The following is an 18,398-nucleotide window of genomic DNA, read 5'->3' as shown; positions in this document are numbered from 1 at the left end:
GTAGTAGCCCGCGTCAGCCGCCAGCGCGCTTGGCGAGAGCCTCCTCGAGCACGGACGCCCAGGCGACAGCATCGCCGCGAGAAGAGCGTGCCTGGCGTATCAGAGCCAGATTGCGCGCCGTCGTTTCCGGCTCCCAGTTCTCACGAACCGCTGCCAGTGCGTTGGCAGCGGCCTCGGTTGCCGCCGACTCGTCCTTTTGCAGAACAGCCAGCTCGAGCAGCGTCGCGTGGTCCCAGTAATCGGGCGTACCCCTGGCCAGGCGACGCTTGACCGCGTAACTGACCACCGGCAGCAGTTCGAGCCGCCGCGGGTCGGGCGGGTTCTTCAGTTCCATCAGCGTCACCGCATTGATCCCCGGATAGGCGTCGCGCCAATCGGCCTCGAAACCCTGCAGGTAAGCCTCGATCGCCTTGCCGATCCAGCCGGCAGCGCCGAGCAGATCGTTGGCAGTGCGCGCATCCTCCCAGCGATCCTTGTAAACGCGGCCAAGCAGACCATTGGTCTCGCTGCTCGGCCCGCGCTCCCTGATCAGCTCGCGCAGCAGTTGCTCGGCCTCATCGCGACGTTTCAGACGGTTGAGGGCGAAGCCAAGTTGCTCCCGGACCATCACGCTGCGTGCCAGGGGCGCCGGCATCTGCACGGCAAGATCAATCATTGCCTGCCAGTCGCTGAGTGCGCGATAGGAGAGAAACAGGTCGATGACCACCCCGGATTCGAGATCCCCTATGTCGCCCAGGGTGCTCGCCACCTCGGCCAGCGCGGCGCTACCGACGCGGCGGGCAGCCGCCAGGCGGTTGCGTGCCGCGATCGCATAATGGGCTCGATCACGGAACACATCGGTCTTCAGCCGGGCAATGTCTGGCGGCGTGTAGCCATCGACCAGCTGGAAGACCGGGCTGTCCAGGTTCGCCTCCCCCTGCGTTCGCCGGGCCGCATCGAGCAGCTTGCGCAGGCCCTCGACGGCGATCGGCACGGCGGTCGGCCGGCCATCCGCGCCAAGCTGATAGGGTAGCGCGCGCAGCAGCGCGACATCGAAGGGCATCGGGCCGGCGCAGAGCAGCACCGTGGTAGCCGGGCGAACACCATGGCGCAGGCCAAGTTCGTAGAAAACGTTGGCATTGGCACCGGTCAGATCGGCGACCGCGAAATCACAAAGGATCAGCCGCTCGAACATCGGCTTGTGGATCACACCACCGGTGACCTCCTCGTCGGCGCGCAGCGCCTCCATGCCCGCCGCTGCAATGGCCGGAGCAATCAGCTCCTGATAGACCGCGTCGAAGTCGATGGTGGCCCCCGAGGCAATGGTCTTCCTGCCGAAAGGCATCAAAACGAAACACAAGGGTTGCATCAATCTTCTCCTCGACGACAGACGCCTTGCTTGGGAAGGCGCATTGACTGGGTCAGCCCGGCTGGCTGGCACTCACCGGACACCGCCGGCAAAAACCGCCGCGCCGCTGCACGAGTATCGCTGGCCTTGAAAACCGAAGTCAAGCGGGCATTCTTCCTTGAGGGACTTCTACTTGCAACTGTGTTGCAAGTAGAAGTCCCCTGTGCTTAAATTGGCCGCCATGAAGACCGCCGCCACTATCGACCAGCCTGCCAATCCGGACATCATCTCCCTGCAGGTTGGCTGCACTGACGCACCCGTCCTGCCGGCGCGGTAAGGACGCGCGAATGACGTTCGCCCGCGCAGCCTTCCTGGCGGTCCTGCTGCTGTTTGCCCAGTCGGCTGCGCTTCTCCATTCACTCGAACACCTGCAGCCTGCCGCCGATGAAGGGGGCGAACCGGTGTGCACCCTCTGCCTCGCCGTGCACGCGCTGGATGCACCCCTGCCCGCGCTTGCCAAGGCGTTGCCCGAGCCGTTTTCCCCTCTCGCGTCGCCGGCCGGGACAAGCCATGGCCGTTGTTCGCCGCAGAACCCGCGCGAATGCGCCCGCGCTCCTCCCGCCGCCTGACCGCCTGCCCCGAACAGTCCATCGCCCAGCCCCCGCCGGGTGAAGTGCAGTGCTCACTGGAGGAATCGTCATGCGTACCACACTTACCGCCGCCCTGGCTGCGGTGCTCTGCTTTGCCCCGTCGGCGGATGCTGCCAACGACGCCGCTCTGGCCGAGATCCGTGCCCAGGTCAAACAAATGAAGGAAAGCTACGAACAACGCATCGCAGCGCTCGAAAGCCGCCTTGCCGACGCCGAAAAGACCGCAGCAAAGGCCGAAGCCACCGCCGTGCAGGTGGCAACAGCACCGCCACCGGCTGCGCCAGCCGCCGCGATGAGTGCTTTCAACCCCGAGATATCGGTGATCCTGCAGGGCCAGTACAAGAACATGAAGGACATCCCGGAACGTGGAATCACCGGCTTCTGGCCGGCCAACGGGCACAGCCATGGCGATGACCACAGCGCCGAGCAGAGAGGATTCTCGATCGATCATAGCGAACTGGTGTTCACCGCCGGCATCGACCCCTACTGGCGCGGCAATCTGACGCTGGGTATTCAGGACAACGAAGTCGAGGTCGAAGAGGCCTGGTTCCAGTCGCTGGCAATCGGTCACGGCCTGGGCCTCAAGGGCGGTCGTTTCCGTTCGGGGATCGGCTACCTCAACGACAAACATCCGCACGCCTGGGATTTCGCCGATGCACCCCTGATGTATCAGGTGCTGTTTGGCAGCCATGCCAGCTACACCCAGGATGGCGCTCAGCTGAAATGGGTGGCACCAAGCAAGCTCTTCGTCGAGATCGGTCTTGAGGCTGGCCGCGGCTCCACTTACCCCGGAACGGACGAAAACGCGAACGGCGCCAACGCCGGCGCGGCCTACGTCAAGTTCGGCGGCGATGTCGGGGTGGCCAACAGCTGGCTCGCCGGCCTGTCGTATCTGCAGACCTCGGCGAAGGACCGCGAAGCGGAATTCGAGGACGTCAACGGCCTCGCGGCACAGGGCCTGTTCGATGGCACGACGAAGACCTGGATTGCCGACTTCGTCTGGAAGTGGGCGCCTGACGGCAACCCGAGCGATCGCAACTTCAAGCTGCAGGGCGAGTACTTCCGGCGAACGGAGAAGGGCGAGCTCGACTGCCTGGATGAAGAGGGCGTCGGCAACGCCTGCGATCCGGCGATGAGCGGCGCCACGGTCCTCAGCAACTATGACACGCGCCAGTCCGGATGGTATCTGCAGGGCGTCTATCAGTTCACGCCCAACTGGCGTGCCGGTCTGCGTTATGACCGGCTCGATTCCGGCAGGCGCGATTTCGGCGTCAACGAGAACAACCTGCTGGTCGCCGATTATCGCCCGCAGCGCGCCACGGTGATGGCCGACTACAGCTGGAGCGAGTTCGCACGCATGCGCCTGCAGTATGCGCAGGACCGGTCGATGCAGGGAGTGACCGACAACCAGGTGACCCTGCAATACATCATGAGCATGGGCAGCCATGGCGCCCACAAGTTCTAGGACCAGCGGCGCCGGTCGGCTGGCTCTTGCCGCCCGGCGCGACATTCACCGCCAAGGAGTTATCGTGACACGTTTCTTTTCCCTCTTGATCCTGCTCGCAGTCTCGCTGCCGGCGCATGCCGCCTTCAACATCTTCGCCACTGTCCCGGAATGGGGAGCGCTGGCGCAGGAAGTCGGCGGCGACAAGGTCAGTGTTTACACGGCCACGCACGGCCTGCAGGATCCCCACCGAATCGAGGCCAAACCCTCGCTGATCGCCCGCGCACGCACAGCGCAGCTGGTGGTGGCGACCGGCGCCGATCTCGAGATCGGCTGGTTACCGCTGGTCGTTCGCGAGTCGGGCAACGCCGCCATCCAGTTCGGCCGACCCGGCTACTTCGAAGCCGCACGTTTCGTCAGCATGCTGGAAATCCCCCCGGTGCTCGACCGGACTCTCGGCGACGTGCATGCTGCAGGCAACCCGCATATCCAGACCGATCCGCGCAATCTGCTGAAGGTCGGCGAGGCGTTGGCCCGACGCATGGCCGAGCTCGACCCGGCCAATGCCACCGCTTACGTCGCCAACTACCAGGCATTCGCCGAACGCCTGCGAACCGCGCTGGTCCGCTGGGAGAAACAAGCTGCGCCGCTGCGCGGCGTACCGGTGCTGGTTCAGCACAAGGCCTTTCCCTATTTGCAGAACTGGCTCGGCCTGAAGGAAACCGGCACGCTCGAACCAAAACCCGGGCTTGAACCGACCAGCTCGTGGCTGGCCGGGATCGTCGCCCAGCAGACCGCTCAGCCAGCCAGAATGGTCCTCCGCGCCGCCTACCAACATGCCGCGCCCTCACTCTGGATCGCCGAGCGAACGGGAATTCCGGTCGTCGTACTGCCGTTCACCATCGGCGGCACGCCCGAGGCGACCAACCTTTTCTCGCTCTACGACGACACCATCAACCGCCTCCTCAGGGCGCTGTAGCGTGCCGAAGCCACTGCTCGACATCGACGCGCTGACCGCCGGCTACACCCGGCCGGTGGTTGGCCCGCTCTCGTTTCGCCTCGCCCGCAGCGAGATCCTCGGCGTCGTCGGGCCCAATGCCTGCGGCAAGTCGACGCTGCTGGCTGCCCTGACCGGATCGGCAAGGATCTTCTCGGGCCAGATCGGCAAGGCGGCCGGCTTGCAGATCTCGCTGCAGCAGCAACAGCCGCCGGCGATCGATGGTCTCCCGATCAATGCCACCGACCTGCTGGCACTGACCGGCGCCAGTCCGGAGGAGCTGCCACCCTGGCTCTCGACACAGCTCGGCAAACGGCTCGACAGGCTCTCCGGAGGACAGCTCCAGTTTCTCTACCTCTGGTCCTGCCTGCTCGCAGCGGCTGACGTCGTCCTGCTCGACGAGCCGACCAACAACCTCGACCCCGAAGGCACGATCTTTCTCGAGCGGGTGCTGCAGCGGCGCGCCGACGCCGGCTGCGGCTTGCTCGTGGTCAGCCACGACCAACGCTTCATCAATGCCGTCTGCCACCGGAAGATCAGCCTCGGATGAACCCTGCCCTGCTACTCGACCCGCTCTTTGCCGGGCCTTTCCTGACCGGCTTGATGTTCGCCATGCTGCTGCCACTGCTCGGCTGCTACCTTCGCCTGCGCGGCGAGTGGCTGGCCGCCCTGGCCTTTGCCCAGACGGCGGCTGCCGGCTCGCTGCTGGCGATGCTCGCCGGCCTGCCGATGGTGTTCGGCGGGCTGGCTGCCGCCGGCCTGGCCGGCAGTCTCAAACACGCCTTCGATGGCTCGTCGCACACCACGCAGGGGGCCGCCTATGGCTTGCTGCTCCTGCTTGGCTGGGCAGCCTCGGTGCTCATGGTGAGCAATCTGCCGCTGGCGGAACGTATCGGGCAAGCCCTCTTCGACGGCCAGCTCTACTTCACCGACCAGTCCCACCTGATCTCGGCCGCTGCCCTGGCGCTCGCTTCCCTGTTCGTCATGCGACTGCTCTCGCAACGCCTGTTGCTGGCGCATTTCTTTCCCGACTTCCTGCGTGCCCGCGGGCTGTCCGGAAGACGCGCGCAGATCGGCTTCGATCTACTGGTCGCAGGCGCGCTGGCGCTGGCGACCATGAGCCTGGGCGTGATGGGTGCCTTCGCGTTGATCTTCGTGCCACCGCTGGTGGCCTTTGCCTGGGGTGGTGGCTGGCGTCAATGCCTGCTCCTTGCGACGGCGACCGGCGTCGCGATCTACGTCCTCGCATTCGCCCTGGCGCTCTCGCTCGACCAGCCTTTCAGTCCCCTGTGCGGCCTCCTGCTGGTTGCTTTTGCGGTGCTGAGTGGCGTGCTGCGGCGACTCTCGGCAGGTCGCTGACCTGCCCAGCCAGCAGGCGCAGCGCAGTCGGCGACGGCACGTGGCCAACTCCTCAGTCGTTGCCAATGCGCAGCACCTTGCGCCGATAAGCCCTCGCCGCCCGGTGCGCGATGGCCAGCAGGTCCACCGCATCGTCATAGGTCTTGAGTTCCATGCCGCGCAGCATGAAGGGCTGCTGCTGGTAGGGTTTGCGCGCCACCAGCGTGCAATCGACCGCCGCACCGCAAGCAGCGCCGGCCTCGATACAGGTGTTCAGATTGTTGCCGCTGACGTCGGCCAGCACCCACACCGCGTCACGAATCAGGCTGATGATCGAGCTGTGCACGCTATCGCCGCCGACCTGCTCGCCGACCACGCAGCGCAGACCACTGCAGCGCTGGATGACCCGGCGCAGCAGGTGGTTGCGCGCGCGCGCGGCCTCGTCGAAATCGGTGGCCAGGAACACATGGCCGGCGCGTGGCCGGCTGCGGCAGCGTTCAAGGAACTCCTCCACCCCCTCGGCGAGGTCGGTGGTCAACTCGGGGTGTGCATTGACGCCATCGGCGCCGGCACGCAAGCGCACCGGCAGGTCGACCGGCAGGTCGGCGCCGTCCTCGGCCACCACCAGCAACGGCAGCCCGAGTTGCCCTGCCGTACGGGCCTCGCGAATGAAGTACTTCAGCCGGTCGTTGTCGGCACTGCGCGGCCGGTTCGGAATGATGCAGACGACGCCGCCGCAACTGCGCATGATCGAGCGAATACGGTCGCCGCTGAAGCTCGGCCATTCGGGCGAGTCGCCGATCAGGCGCAGGTCGGGCGCCGCCAGGCGGGCCAGCACCTGGTCGGCCAGGGTCTGCTCGCGGCCGAGCTGCCAGCTGCGACTGACATACACATCCAGCGGCCGCACCGCATCCAGGTCGGTGTCGTCACCGGCCATCGCATCCAGAACCTCAGCCCAGGCAGCCACCTCGTCCAGTCGACCGACCAGGTCGACCCACTTCGTAGACTCCAGAAAACGGGGCAGCTCGCAGTCCTCGAGGCGCAGCGGGATGACCCGGAAGTCACGCGTGGCCTTGCGGTTACGTTCCACCGATGCCAGGTTCCACTCATCCTCGACCCAGCCCGATTCGACCGAAGCGCGGGACATCACCACCAAGGCCGAGCGGCACTGGGCGATGGCCTGGCCGAGTTCGCTGGCAATCTTCGCACCGGCACCCAGATGCGTCGCGTCGTACCAGACCTTGAGCCCGGCGCGCTCCAGCCACGCGTGTACGCGGTCCACCACCGCCTTGTCGGCGTGGGCATGACTCAGGAAAGTGTCGAAGGGACGTTCGCGCAGCGGGATATCAGCCATGGGATCAACCAGCACAGTAATTGCACAACCAAGACTGCCGATGGACAGGCCAACGACCGCCTGGCAACGCCTGACCGGCCATCAGTCACACCCGTCGCAGGGCCGCTCAGCGCCGCCGTGAACCGCCACCGAGGATGGACCCCAGCACACCGCGAATGATCTCGCGACCGACCTGCGAGCCGATCGCCCGCGCAGCACTCTTGGCGGCCGTCTCGATCACCGAATCGCCGCCCCGTGTCCGGCCGCCAGCGGAGCCGCCGCCGAACAGGTCGCCGAGACCGCCCAGCCAGCCGCCACCGGCAGCTGCCGGCGCCGGCTCGCCGGCAGGCGGCTGCGTCCCGCCGTTCGCCTGGGTAGCGCTGCCCTTCAGCTTCTCGTAAGCCGACTCGCGATCGACCGCCTTCTCGTAATGGCCGTAGATCGCCGAGCTCCGGATCACTGCCTGCCTCTCGTCGGCAGTCTGCGGACCGATACGCGACGCCGGCGGCAGAATGAAGGCGCGCTCGACGACATTTGGCCGGCCCTTCTCGTCGAGAAAGGAAACCAGCGCCTCGCCGACGCCGAGTTCGGTGATCGCCGTCTCGGCATCGAAGCGGGGATTTGCCCGCAAGGTCTGGGCAGCCGCTTTCACCGCCTTCTGGTCACGTGGCGTGAACGCCCGCAGCGCATGCTGCACCCGGTTGCCGAGCTGCCCGAGAACGGTATCGGGGATGTCGAGCGGATTCTGCGTCACGAAATAAATGCCGACCCCCTTCGAGCGGATCAGGCGCACCACCTGTTCGATCTTCTCCAGGAGCGCCGCCGGCGCTTCGTTGAACAGCAGGTGCGCCTCGTCGAAGAAGAACACCAGCTTGGGTTTGTCGAGATCGCCGACTTCCGGCAGTTGCTCGAACAACTCCGACAACAGCCAGAGCAGGAAGGTCGAGTACAGGCGTGGCGAGGCCATCAGCTTGTCGCCGGCGAGAATGTTGACCATGCCCTTGCCATCGTCGGTCTGCATCAGGTCGGCAATGTCCAGCATCGGCTCGCCGAAGAAGACTTCGCCCCCCTGCTCGCCCAGGTTCAGCAAGCCGCGCTGGATGGCACCGATCGACGCGGCCGAGACATTGCCGTACTCCGTCGTGAAGCTCTTGGCGTTCTCGCCGACGTATTGAATCATTGCCCGCAGATCCTTCAGATCCAGCAGCAGCAGGCCATTGTCGTCAGCAATCCTGAACACCAGCTGCAGCACACCCGCCTGCGTGTCGTTCAGATTCAGCAGCCGCGCCAGCAACACCGGCCCCATGTCCGAAATCGTCGCGCGCACCGGATGCCCCTGTGCACCGAAAACATCCCAGAAAGCGACCGGACATTTCGCCGGCGCGTAATCCGTGACGCCCAGCATATCAAGGCGCGACTGCATCTTCGGGCTCAGGCTGCCCGGCGCAGCGAGACCCGAAAGATCCCCTTTCACGTCGGCCATGAACACCGGCACGCCGATCGCCGAAAACCGCTCAGCCAGCAGCTGCAGCGTGATCGTCTTGCCGGTGCCGGTGGCACCGGTGATCAGGCCGTGCCGGTTGGCGAGCGCCGGCAGCAGCGCCAGTTCGGTCTCTTCGTGTTTGGCAATGACGAGGGGTGTAACCATGATCGACTCCGGAGGATGATGACAGCGACGGGCGGCAGAACGGGAAGTGGTAGAATGCCGGGCTTGATTATCAACCATTTGCAGCCGGTTTTGTTGCCTCGGGCGACAACCGCAGCAGACCAGCAATCACAAGAGGGCAGCATGGCAGGACACTCGAAATGGGCCAACATCCAGCACCGCAAGGGTCGCCAGGATGAGAAGCGCAGCGCATCCTTTTCCAAGATCGCCAAGGAAATCACCGTATCGGCCAAGATGGGCGGCGGCGACCCGTCGTTCAACCCGCGTCTGCGGTTGGCGATCGACAAGGGCAAGGGCGTCAACATGCCCAGGGACAAGATCGACAACGCGATCAAGAAGGGCACCGGCGAGATCGAAGGGGTCGAATACGTCGAGATCCGTTATGAAGGCTACGGCATCGGCGGCGCCGCCGTGATTGTCGATTGCCTGACCGACAACAAGACGCGTACCGTCGCCGACGTCCGCCATGCCTTCAACAAGTACGGCGGCAACCTCGGCACCGATGGCTGCGTCGCCTTCCAGTTCAGGCATTGCGGCCAGTTGCTGTTCGCTCCCGGAACTGACGAAGCGGCGCTGATGGATGCAGCAATCGAAGCCGGAGCCGACGACGTCTTGAGTAACGACGACGGCTCGGTCGAAGTGATTACCGCGCCGAATGACTACATGGCGGTGAAGGATGCCCTCGAAGCCGCCGGTTTCAAGGCCGAGTATGGCGGCGTGACGATGAAGGCCGAAAACGAAACGCAGCTCAGCGGTGACGAAGCAGTGCGCATGCAGAAGCTGATCGACGTCCTCGAAAGCCTCGACGACGTGCAGGAGGTTTACACCAGCGTCGTCATGGACGAGTGAGCAGCGGCGGGGGGATGGAAGAGCTCGAGCGCCAACAACCGAGGGCCCGAACAAATGGAGTCCGGGCGCTGACCATTGACGGGGTCGCGTCACGTTGCCGTGCGCTATAGCCCATACCTGATCACATCGGCCTCATCAGCGCACTGATAGTCGGTCACGCACTTTGTCAGGGAGCAGACGCTTGCCGTCCTGATCGCCACCTGTTTCCGCTGTTGGCAGAGTCTTTCGGCCCTCGTACGAACGTCCGCAATGGCCTTTTCGGAATTCGGGTGATCGAAGGTCAGGTAGTTTGTGTCGCCACCATAGCCCACAAGCATGGTATCGGCGCAGCCTGAAAGCAGGAGAGTAAGGAGCAGGGCGCGGTTGATCATCAAGGTGGCGATAGAGAATGGGGAATCGACCCGGGTTCACCAAGTATCGCCGGCCAAGGCAGCCGTCGTCAATTCTGGACTGCAGGGCCTGTGCGGCGGCCAGCGAAAAGGATACGCCGCTGCACGGCAAGCAAGCAGGTACGGATCAAAGTGGAGCCCAGCAGATGACCTTTTTTGTCGATCAACCTGCAGCCCGGCACGTGGCCAGAGGCAAATCACCTCGCCGGCGACCCCCCGACCCCGGGAGCCTGAGTTGATTCCCCGCCTTTCACCTGGCGTTTGTTTCGTTTTCGCATGCGTCTTGCTGGCCGGATGCGGCGGCTTTCCGACTGGTCCAGAGGCGGATGCCATTGCGGTTCCTTCGCCAAACCACAATGCCCGTCGGCCAAACTTCGTGATCATCCACGACACCAGCAACGACAGCGTCGCGCCTGCCCTCAGGACACTCACCGACCCGGCCCGCCAGGTCAGCGCGCATTACCTCATCGGACGCGACGGCACCCTTTACCAGCTGGTCGACGAAGAAAGGCGCGCCTGGCACGCCGGGGCATCCTGGTGGGGAGGAAACACCGATCTGAACTCAGCGTCAATCGGCATCGAGCTCGACAATACGGGTGCCGAACCCTACCCGGACGCACAGATCGTGCGTCTCCTTGAGCTGTTGAAGGGCTTGAAGGAACGTTACCGGATTCCGACGGGCAATTTCCTCGGGCACGGCGATGTGGCCCCCGGCCGAAAGGTCGATCCGAGTCGTTATTTCCCCTGGCAACGTCTGGCGAGTGCGGGCTTTGGCTTGTGGTGCGACGAGCCCCCACTGACACCGATCCCGGATCTTTCCGACCCCCTGGTTGCCCTGCAGGCCATCGGTTACGACGTCGCCAATCCGGCAGCCGCCATGGCCGCGTTTAGGCGGCATTACCTCGGCATCGACGCCGCGGGAGAAGCGAGCGAGGCGGAGCGCCGCCTCCTACAATGCCTGGTAATCGCGAAGCGCAATTCGGGGACAGTATAGTTAACTCCACCGCAGCACCGATCAGAACGCGCTACTCGCCGGTCTCCGATCTCGGCTTTGGACCGCGTTTCTGCGGCCGCAGCGTGCGCTCGAGCCGCGCTTCCAGTTCTCCGACGAAGGCTTCTTCGCCCAACGGCCGCCCGGTCCGGGTGTGAGCATGGATTTTTTCGGCCAGCGACTGATGCGTCGCTTCGCTCAGGTACTCTGGCCAGTTCGCAACCACAGCCAGCATCGGCGCAACCCTTGCCAACCCATCATCCTCACCCCGCAAGTGTGCGCGCGCACTGGACCATGGCCAGTCTTCGGCGTGCGCGCACAGCCCGGCACGAACCGGGTTGTTTTCGACATACCGTACGGCAGCCACCAGGTGCGTCTCATCCAGCAGGAATGAGTGGAAGCGCTCCTGCCAGAGATGGCCCTGCCATCCTTCGCGGACGTTGATCCGAAGCGTGAAGCGCCGATGCGCCTCACTCACCGCACTTCGCAGCCCATCGGCATGCTGCGGCACCATGATCAGGTGGACATGGTTTGGCATCAGGCAGTAAGCCCAGACCTCGGTCCCGCTACGCGCGCACGAAGCTGACATCAGGCGCAGGTACTCGCGATAATCGTCCTCGGAGAAAAAAGTCTGCTGGCGCCGGTTACCCCGTTGTGTCACGTGATGCGGATAACCCGATGCCACCACCCTCGCAATTCTCGCCACCGTCGTCCTCCTGGCCGTCTGTGTGATCCCGTGGAGTTAACTATACTGTCCCCTTTTTTAACAAACAAGTGGTTTTTGGCCTTAATTTGGTGACCTTAATTTGGTGACAGACCTTAATTGGGTAGAGTCGAGATGTGGCGCGGTGGCGATAAGTTCGGCTTGTCTGTTTCCGTCCCTTTCGTCTGACGGTGCCCAAGTAGCCTTGCCATAACCCCGTTTCCACATCCCGCTCATCGAACCGGACAGGCGCTTCTCGCGCATCCGGCTCTCGGACAAGACATCATGCTTCCTGATTAGCAATGAACGTCAGCCGCCCGAATCGAGCGCTGGGGCAGCGGCGAGCAGGCTACGGCGGCGAGCAGGAGCCGCGCGTTCAAGGTCCTGAGATCGAATCGGCGGTTGAATCGGTAGGCGAAAGCGGCGAGGTACTGAGCACCATACTTTCGGAAGGCAAGCGCGTGATAACAGCCCGAAAGGCTGGTCTTGAGATTACCCAAGACCGTGTTGACCCACTTGAACTCTGGCAGGTCCTTGGGCTTTCGCCCGGCGACAACGGTCGGCTGATGAACGCAGCCTGCGTCGATGACGGCGTTGAAGCAAGCCAGACCATCCGACAGCACCGTCGATCCCGGAGCGAGGTTGCTCTTGGCCCACTGGGCAATTGCCGTCAGGGTGAAACCGGGAACGAGCGTGAGTTTGGCACGCAAGGGGTGGCCCTCCTCACTGAACGAGACGGCTGCAACGAAGGGCACCTTGTTCTTCGAACCGCGCCCGACCTTGCCGCCGGTACGCTCGCCTCCCAGGTAGGCGTCGTCGACCTGCACCTGACCTTCGAGCACATAGCGCTCTTCTCGCTGTTCCATTGCCCGCATCAGCTTGTGGTGGATGAGCCAGGCGGTGGGGTAGCTCACGCCCAGATGTCGCTTCAGCGCCAGCGCCGACAGACCCGTCTTGGCCTGGCTGATGAGGTAGATCGCCAGGAACCACACGGTCAGCGGCAGCTTGGTGCCTTGAAACACCGTCCCGGCGATCAGCGACGTTTGATGCCGACAGGCGTTGCACTGGAAAACCTTGCAGGAACCCCCGCGCAGAACACAGTGTCCCGCTCCACCGCAGCGCGGACAGGAAAACCCGTTCGGCCACCGCGCCGCCTCCAGCGCTGCTGCGCACTGCGACTCGGTTCCGAAGCGCTTAGCAAACTCTGGCATCGACAAACCGCGTTGAAACTGAATTCGATTCATTGCCATGGCCCTGACCTCCCTGTGGTGACAGAGTTCAGGATAAGCCCAGCCGGGCTCACCAGATGCGCCCAGCTGACGATCGTTGCTAATCAGGTCATGCTTTCGCCCACGGAAGGTCGCGGATTCTCGCCGGCAGATTGACCAGTCCCAACTGCTCGTGGAGGTACTGGTTGGGGTAGCGCGCCCACCCATTGCCGGGAACCTTGTGTTTCTTGCACAACCACCGGCGGAGCCGTTGGGTGACATGGGCGTTGATCGCCCGATACGCCGGTCTGACTGGACCGAGGCAGAAGTAGTTCGCCCAGCCGATCAGTTTCCGGTTCAGCCGTCCCACGACATCCTCCCCGTCCAGGAGAATTCGGCTGCGGTCGGTTTCCTGAGTAATACTTTCCACCAGCCGTTTGATGCTCTTCGACGAGGGCCGGGTGCCAATGTAGGCGCGCCCGGTCTTCTGGCTGTAGCACCGCCCGAAGGTGTAACCCAGGAAGTCAAACCGCTCTCGCGGTATCTGACACAGGTGTGTCTTGTCGTCCAAATTCGGTGACAGTATACCCAATAGCAAGCCCGGGCCGCCCAGCCTCTGCCGCCGCCCTCTACCCCTCCAGAGCCACCCCGCGAGGCGCCTCCCTCGCCCAATCGCGTGATACTCCAGTCCCAGCCTGCGGGCCATGGCCGGGTCGAAGAGGTTGCGGCCGTCGAAGATCAGCGACTGCTTGAGCAGCGCCCGCATCTGCTCGAAGTCCGGGCTCGTGAACTCGCGCCACTCGGTGGCGATCAGCAGCGCGTCCGCCTGGTGGCTGGCGAAGCTCAGCCCCGGCAGGTCGCCAAGCACCCGGCGCGCCTCGTCCATCGCCACCGGGTCGTAGGCCTGGATTGCCGCGCCGCGGCGCAGCAGCTCGTGCACGATCACCCGACTCGGCGCTTCGCGCAGGTCGTCGGTGTCCAGCTTGAAGGCCAGGCGCCAGAGGGCGAATTGGCGTCCCTGCAGATCCTCGCCGAAGCGGGCGACGACCTTGTCGACCAGCACCCGCTTCTGAGTATCGTTCGCCGCCGCAACCGCCGCCAGCACGCGCCGGTCGATGCCCATATCGTCGCCCGTGCGGACCAGCGCCTTCACATCCTTGGGAAAGGACGACCCCCCGTAGCCGGTACCGGCGTAGAGAAAGTGCATGCCGATGCGCAGATCGCTGCTGATGCCGCGGCGCACCAGCGAAGTGTCGCCTGACCCCATCCCGGACTCGCCAAATTACGCTGTAGGAGCCCGATTCATCGGGCGATTTGAACTGACCGTGAAGTGGAAATCCTCCCGGCCACGTCCACCGCGAGCCACAATCCACCGACTGTCGGCCAGAAGCACCCAGATATAAATATACTGTCCCCGAATTACCGACCGGCCACAGGAACATGCCTGGCCAAGTCCATGCTGTCATGAAGCAATCGGAGGACATCGATGCTTCGACCTTCCGCTTCCTTGAAAACCACAAAATGGCGACCTTTTCTGCCTTGCCGAGCCACATGCAAGGTGCGGATGCCTGATCCAATATCGTCCCGCGCTTGGGCCCCCAGAATTTCTGGCCCATCATGCAAGGCCTCAATCGCCAGCGTCACAGTCTCGGCGTAGTACTCTGCCTGGCGAGCGCCGAAGTTCTCAGCAGTCCATGCGGCGATGTCGAGAAAATCCAGTTCGGCTCGCTCTGCCAACCGAATCTGCCAGACAAAGCTCATGCAGCAGCGATCGCTTTGTCGGTGATGAATTTGAGTTGGCCCCGCAGCGATTCTTTGGCTTCAAAGGTCTTGAATCGGCCAGCCTCAATGTCTGCAATCCCCATTTGCACAGCAGACCGAAGGGCCTCAAGACGGCAAGCATCTTCGGCCTCGCGTTGCTCAACGAGACGAAGACCCTCACGCAGAACTTCACTGGCGTTTTGGTAACGACCGCTGGTGACCAACTGCTCGACCAGCGAGGCTTGGTGCTCGGTGAGCACAACATTGCGCGTAGGCATGCCAACCTCCATCTCATGGCTATTGGCAGATTATGCCAACCCTGACGGCTTGGGTCAATCGCTGGCAGCCGTAAAGACCACGTTGCGAACCACCAGCATCATGTCGCTTGGCTTCTTGGGCTTGCAGCGCGTAAATCCGGGACATGACGACACTCCTGAAGAGACGCTGACATGCAAGAGAAGTTGATGACCCAGAAAGAACTGGCCAAGCGCTGGAGCGTTGCCGAGGCCACCTTGGAACGATGGCGGACCATCAGCCCTATTACGGTGACGCCCTAATACGGTGACAGTATATTCAATACCAATAGCGATAGCGATGGCCCACTTCGACCGCCCAGCCGCTGCTGCGCCCCCCAGGAAACCACGCCCCACACCCTCCCGTGGGGTACTCCACACCCGGCTCGCGCACCAGCACCGGGTCAAAGCGGTCGCGATCATCCAGGATCACCGGCTCGACTTCGGCGGTGCGCGTAGCCGCGAGCAATGGTTTCTAGCGGTTGCAGGAAAACGCCGCCACGATAGCTCGCGAGAGGATGCCTGGCGCTCGGCGAAGACGAAATTAAGTATACTGTCGCCTTTTTCCCGCCCGCGGTAGCGAATACGGTGGACGGAATTCGGTGACAGTATACTCAATTGCAAGCCCGCAAGCCCGAACCGCCCAGCCCTTCGAGTTACATATACTGTCCCCGAATTACGCCTCACCTCGCCCGACGGCGTGATACTCCAGCCCCAGGCTGCGGACGAGGGCGGGGTCGAAGAGGTTGCGGCCGTCGCAGATCAGCGGCTGCTTGAGCAGCGCCCGCATCTGCTCGAAGTCCGGGCTCTTGAACTCGCGCCACTCGGTAACGATCAGCCGTGCATCGGCATCGCGCAGCGCGTCCGCCTGGTGGCTGGCGAAGCTCAGCCCCGGCAGGTCGCCGAACACCCGCCGCGCTTCGTCCATCGCCACCGGGTCGTACGCCCGGATCGCCGCGCCGCGGCGCAGTAGTTCGTGCACGATCACCCAGCTCGGCGCTTCGCGCATGTCGTCGGTGTCCGGCTTGAAGGCCAGGCCCCAGAGGGCAAAGCTGCGTCCCTGCAGATTCTCGCCAAAACGGGCGACGACCTTGTCGACCAGCACCCGCTTCTGGCTATCGTTCGCCGCCTCGACCGCGGTCAGCACCCGCAGATCAACGCCCCCTGTCGTGGCCTCGTGGCCGGTGCGGACCAGCGCCTTCACATCCTTCGGAAAGCACGACCCGCCGTAGCCGGTACCGGCGTAGAGAAAGTGCGTGCCGATGCGCGGGTCGCTGCCGATGCCGCGACAGCGCACCAGCGAAGTGTCGCCTGACCCCATCCTAGCCTCGCCAAATTACGCTGTAGGAGCCCGATTCATCGGGCGATTTGAACTGACCGTGAGGCGAAAATCCTCCCGGCCACGTCGACCGCGAGCAACAATCCGCCGACTGTCGGCCAGAAGCAGCCTGAGATACATATACTGTCCCCGAATTACACGGTCGAAGCGAGCAGGTCGTCGTCTTGCGCGCGCCCAATGCCCGTGATGCCAGGGACTATGAATGCCCGGCCACGCCGACCACGGTTCGCTTGGTGCGGGTGGCGACACCGAACGGACGGGTGCATGTGGTGATGACATCGCTCCTCGATCCAGTGACCTTTCCAGCCGCTGCGTTTGCCGAGCTGTACCACGGCCGCTGGCGGATCGAAGAGGCGTTCAAACGGATCAAGCACCGGCTGCAACTGGAGCATACCTCCGGCTTGTCTTGGCATGCGGCGCGCCAGGATTTCGGCGACAGGTCTTCGACAACCTCAATGCACTGGCCGCCTATGTCGCTACCAACACCCTTCTCGACCCCGGTTCGACCTACAAGATCAACCGCACCTTGGAAATCGACAAGATCAAGCGACAGATAGGCCGTTGGCTCCTGGCTGCAACCGCCACCACTCGCCGCCTCAAGCCCATCCTCGAGGAAATCGCGCTGAACCTCCAGAAGTTCGTCCCCAATCGCTCCCAACCTCGAAAACCGCAGCCGAAACCGCACCTGTCGCACGCCTATAAGTGATTATGCCTATATGCTAACTTGTGAGGATTGGGTCGTACGCCCGGATCGCCGCGCCGCGGCGCAGCAGTTCGTGTACGATCACCCGACTCGGCGCTTCGCGCATGTCGTCGGTGTCCGGCTTGAAGGCCAGGCCCCAGAGGGCAAAGCTGCGTCCCTGCAGATTCTCGCCAAAACGGGCGACGACCTTGTCGACCAGCACCCGCTTCTGGCTATCGTTCGCCGCCTCGACCGCAGTCAGCACCCGCAGATCAACGCCCCCCTGTCGTGGCCTCGTGGCCGGTACGGACCAGCGCCTTGACATCCTTGGGAAAACACGATCCGCCGTAGCCGGTACCGGCGTAGAGAAAGTGCGTGCCGATGCGCGGGTCGCTGCCGATGCCGCGGCGCACCAGCGAAGTGTCGCCTGACCTCATCCCGGCCTCGCCAAATTACGCTGTAGGAGCCCGATTCATCGGGCGATTTGAACTGACCGTGAGGCGAAAATCCTCCCGGCCACGTCGACCGCGAGCAACAATCCGCCGACTGTCGGCCAGAAGCACCCGGAGATACATATACTGTCCCCGAATTACATGCGACGCCACGTTCCGCCAGCACCGCCTGCACCGCCGCGCGCACCCGGTCGGCGGTGCCGACCGGCACCGTGCTCTTGTCGACGATCACCTTGTAGTCGGTCATGTGCTGGCCGATGCTGCGCGCCGCGGCCAGCACGTACTGGAGATCGGCCGAACCGTCCTCGTCGGGCGGCGTGCCGACGCCGATGAACTGCAGCGTCCCGTGATGCACCGCGGCGGCAATGTCGATGGTGAATTGCAGCCGGCCATCGGCGGCATTGCGCTTGATCATCTCTTCCAGACCGGGCTCATGGATCGGGATGCCGCCGTTGTTGAGGATCTCGCTCTTGCGCTCGTCCACATCCAGACAGAGCGCGTGGTTGCCCATTTCCGACAGGCAAGCGCCGGTGACCAGGCCAACCTGGCCGGTGCCAATAACGGTGACTTTCCTCGGAGGAAAACTTTCCTTTCAGACCTGGTAGTAGTGGCGAGACCAATCGACCAAGCGCACTATGCCCGCAGACGGCGGTGTGCTCGGCGCGAAGTCGATCCATGGTTCAAGGGCGGCGGTGTCGGCGCACGTGGCCGCCACGTCGCCCGCCTCCATCGGCAGCATGCGCTTCGCAGCCTGGCGCCCAACCCGCTCATCGAGACAGCCGATGAAGTCCATCAGGGGCACCGGTTTACGGTGAAGAAGCGCAGGCCAGTGTTCGGCAAGCGACAGAGATGGCTGTAGGTGTGCGCCATCAGCTCGTTGACCTTCCTGGTCGCAGCTGACCAGGTGATCGACCTTGTCGCATTCGGCGAAGGGCATGCCGCTGTAGACGCATTCAGTGGCGATCAACAGCGTATC

17 protein-coding genes and 5 pseudogenes are annotated in these 18,398 nt (G+C 63.7%); 8 read left to right on the top strand and 14 right to left on the bottom strand.

The window, feature by feature from the left end:
- Positions 1–13: 13 nt before the first annotated feature.
- Positions 14–1,348 carry a TRAFs-binding domain-containing protein gene (locus tag V5B44_RS01420; protein WP_332357333.1) on the bottom strand — a complete coding sequence of 445 codons (1,335 nt, stop codon included), beginning with the start codon at positions 1,346–1,348 and terminating at the stop codon, positions 14–16.
- 326 nt (positions 1,349–1,674) lie between these two features.
- Here V5B44_RS01420 and V5B44_RS01415 point away from each other — a divergent pair, with 326 nt between their 5' ends.
- From V5B44_RS01415 to V5B44_RS01395, 5 genes are all read left to right on the top strand, one after another.
- The gene (locus V5B44_RS01415) at positions 1,675–1,956 is read left to right on the top strand and encodes a hypothetical protein (protein WP_332357332.1); all 282 of its coding nucleotides are present in this window, start codon (positions 1,675–1,677) and stop codon (positions 1,954–1,956) included.
- Positions 1,957–2,026: 70 nt separating this feature from the next.
- Complete coding sequence (locus V5B44_RS01410) at positions 2,027–3,442, top strand: TonB-dependent receptor (RefSeq protein ID WP_332357331.1); 1,416 nt, start codon at positions 2,027–2,029, stop codon at positions 3,440–3,442.
- A gap of 64 nt (positions 3,443–3,506) precedes the next feature.
- On the top strand, positions 3,507–4,400 hold the full coding sequence (locus tag V5B44_RS01405; protein WP_332357330.1) for a metal ABC transporter substrate-binding protein: 894 nt from the start codon (positions 3,507–3,509) through the stop codon (positions 4,398–4,400).
- A gap of 1 nt (position 4,401) precedes the next feature.
- A complete protein-coding gene (locus V5B44_RS01400; RefSeq protein ID WP_291911064.1) occupies positions 4,402–4,968 on the top strand; it encodes an ATP-binding cassette domain-containing protein in 567 nt (188 codons plus the stop codon).
- Positions 4,965–5,777 carry a metal ABC transporter permease gene (locus V5B44_RS01395; RefSeq protein WP_332357329.1) on the top strand — a complete coding sequence of 271 codons (813 nt, stop codon included), beginning with the start codon at positions 4,965–4,967 and terminating at the stop codon, positions 5,775–5,777. The genes V5B44_RS01400 and V5B44_RS01395 overlap by 4 nt, the downstream gene beginning before the upstream one ends.
- Before the next feature lie 52 nt (positions 5,778–5,829).
- Here V5B44_RS01395 and V5B44_RS01390 read toward each other — a convergent pair whose 3' ends face one another.
- Entirely contained in the window at positions 5,830–7,110 is a 1,281-nt protein-coding gene (locus V5B44_RS01390; protein ID WP_332357328.1) for a toll/interleukin-1 receptor domain-containing protein, read from the bottom strand.
- A 106-nt stretch (positions 7,111–7,216) separates the two neighbouring features.
- On the bottom strand, positions 7,217–8,737 hold the full coding sequence (locus V5B44_RS01385) for a helicase HerA-like domain-containing protein (protein WP_332357327.1): 1,521 nt from the start codon (positions 8,735–8,737) through the stop codon (positions 7,217–7,219).
- A gap of 141 nt (positions 8,738–8,878) precedes the next feature.
- Between V5B44_RS01385 and V5B44_RS01380 the strand changes: the two genes are divergently transcribed.
- Together V5B44_RS01380 and V5B44_RS01375 are read left to right on the top strand one after the other, a co-directional pair.
- Positions 8,879–9,604, top strand: coding sequence for a YebC/PmpR family DNA-binding transcriptional regulator (locus tag V5B44_RS01380; RefSeq protein WP_332357326.1), 726 nt, complete (start codon positions 8,879–8,881; stop codon positions 9,602–9,604).
- A gap of 624 nt (positions 9,605–10,228) precedes the next feature.
- On the top strand, positions 10,229–10,987 hold the full coding sequence (locus V5B44_RS01375; RefSeq protein WP_434735392.1) for an N-acetylmuramoyl-L-alanine amidase: 759 nt from the start codon (positions 10,229–10,231) through the stop codon (positions 10,985–10,987).
- Positions 10,988–11,018: 31 nt separating this feature from the next.
- Here V5B44_RS01375 and V5B44_RS01370 read toward each other — a convergent pair whose 3' ends face one another.
- From V5B44_RS01370 to V5B44_RS01335, 8 genes and pseudogenes are all read right to left on the bottom strand, one after another.
- On the bottom strand, positions 11,019–11,690 hold the full coding sequence (locus V5B44_RS01370; RefSeq protein ID WP_332357324.1) for an REP-associated tyrosine transposase: 672 nt from the start codon (positions 11,688–11,690) through the stop codon (positions 11,019–11,021).
- A gap of 293 nt (positions 11,691–11,983) precedes the next feature.
- Positions 11,984–12,937, bottom strand: coding sequence for an IS1595 family transposase (locus V5B44_RS01365; protein ID WP_332357323.1), 954 nt, complete (start codon positions 12,935–12,937; stop codon positions 11,984–11,986).
- An 88-nt stretch (positions 12,938–13,025) separates the two neighbouring features.
- Positions 13,026–13,325, bottom strand: a pseudogene (locus V5B44_RS01360) (group II intron maturase-specific domain-containing protein); the annotation flags it as partial.
- 234 nt (positions 13,326–13,559) lie between these two features.
- Positions 13,560–14,150, bottom strand: a pseudogene (locus V5B44_RS01355) (UDP binding domain-containing protein); the annotation flags it as partial.
- A gap of 164 nt (positions 14,151–14,314) precedes the next feature.
- Positions 14,315–14,656: a type II toxin-antitoxin system RelE/ParE family toxin gene (locus V5B44_RS01350; protein ID WP_332357322.1), complete on the bottom strand. Its 342-nt coding sequence runs from the start codon at positions 14,654–14,656 to the stop codon at positions 14,315–14,317.
- Positions 14,653–14,934, bottom strand: a complete 282-nt coding sequence (locus V5B44_RS01345; protein WP_332357321.1) for a type II toxin-antitoxin system ParD family antitoxin — start codon at positions 14,932–14,934, stop codon at positions 14,653–14,655. Before V5B44_RS01345 ends, V5B44_RS01350 begins: the two co-directional genes overlap by 4 nt.
- A 295-nt stretch (positions 14,935–15,229) precedes the next feature.
- Positions 15,230–15,418, bottom strand: coding sequence for a hypothetical protein (locus V5B44_RS01340; protein ID WP_332357320.1), 189 nt, complete (start codon positions 15,416–15,418; stop codon positions 15,230–15,232).
- Positions 15,419–15,625: 207 nt separating this feature from the next.
- Positions 15,626–16,258, bottom strand: a pseudogene (locus tag V5B44_RS01335) (UDP binding domain-containing protein); the annotation flags it as partial.
- Between the two features lie 263 nt (positions 16,259–16,521).
- Between V5B44_RS01335 and V5B44_RS01330 the strand changes: the two are divergent.
- A complete protein-coding gene (locus V5B44_RS01330) occupies positions 16,522–16,845 on the top strand; it encodes a transposase (RefSeq protein WP_332357867.1) in 324 nt (107 codons plus the stop codon).
- A 174-nt stretch (positions 16,846–17,019) separates the two neighbouring features.
- On the opposite strand, the pseudogene V5B44_RS01325 reads toward V5B44_RS01330, so the two are convergent.
- The 3 genes and pseudogenes from V5B44_RS01325 to V5B44_RS01315 all read right to left on the bottom strand — a co-directional run.
- Positions 17,020–17,389 (bottom strand): annotated as a pseudogene (locus V5B44_RS01325) (UDP binding domain-containing protein); the annotation flags it as partial.
- 192 nt (positions 17,390–17,581) lie between these two features.
- A pseudogene (locus tag V5B44_RS01320) lies at positions 17,582–17,981 on the bottom strand (UDP-glucose 6-dehydrogenase); the annotation flags it as partial.
- A gap of 33 nt (positions 17,982–18,014) precedes the next feature.
- Entirely contained in the window at positions 18,015–18,389 is a 375-nt protein-coding gene (locus V5B44_RS01315; protein ID WP_332357893.1) for a hypothetical protein, read from the bottom strand.
- Positions 18,390–18,398: the final 9 nt, after the last annotated feature.

The organism is Candidatus Accumulibacter necessarius, assembly GCF_036625085.1.
This window is presented reverse-complemented; position numbering and strand designations above follow the sequence as displayed.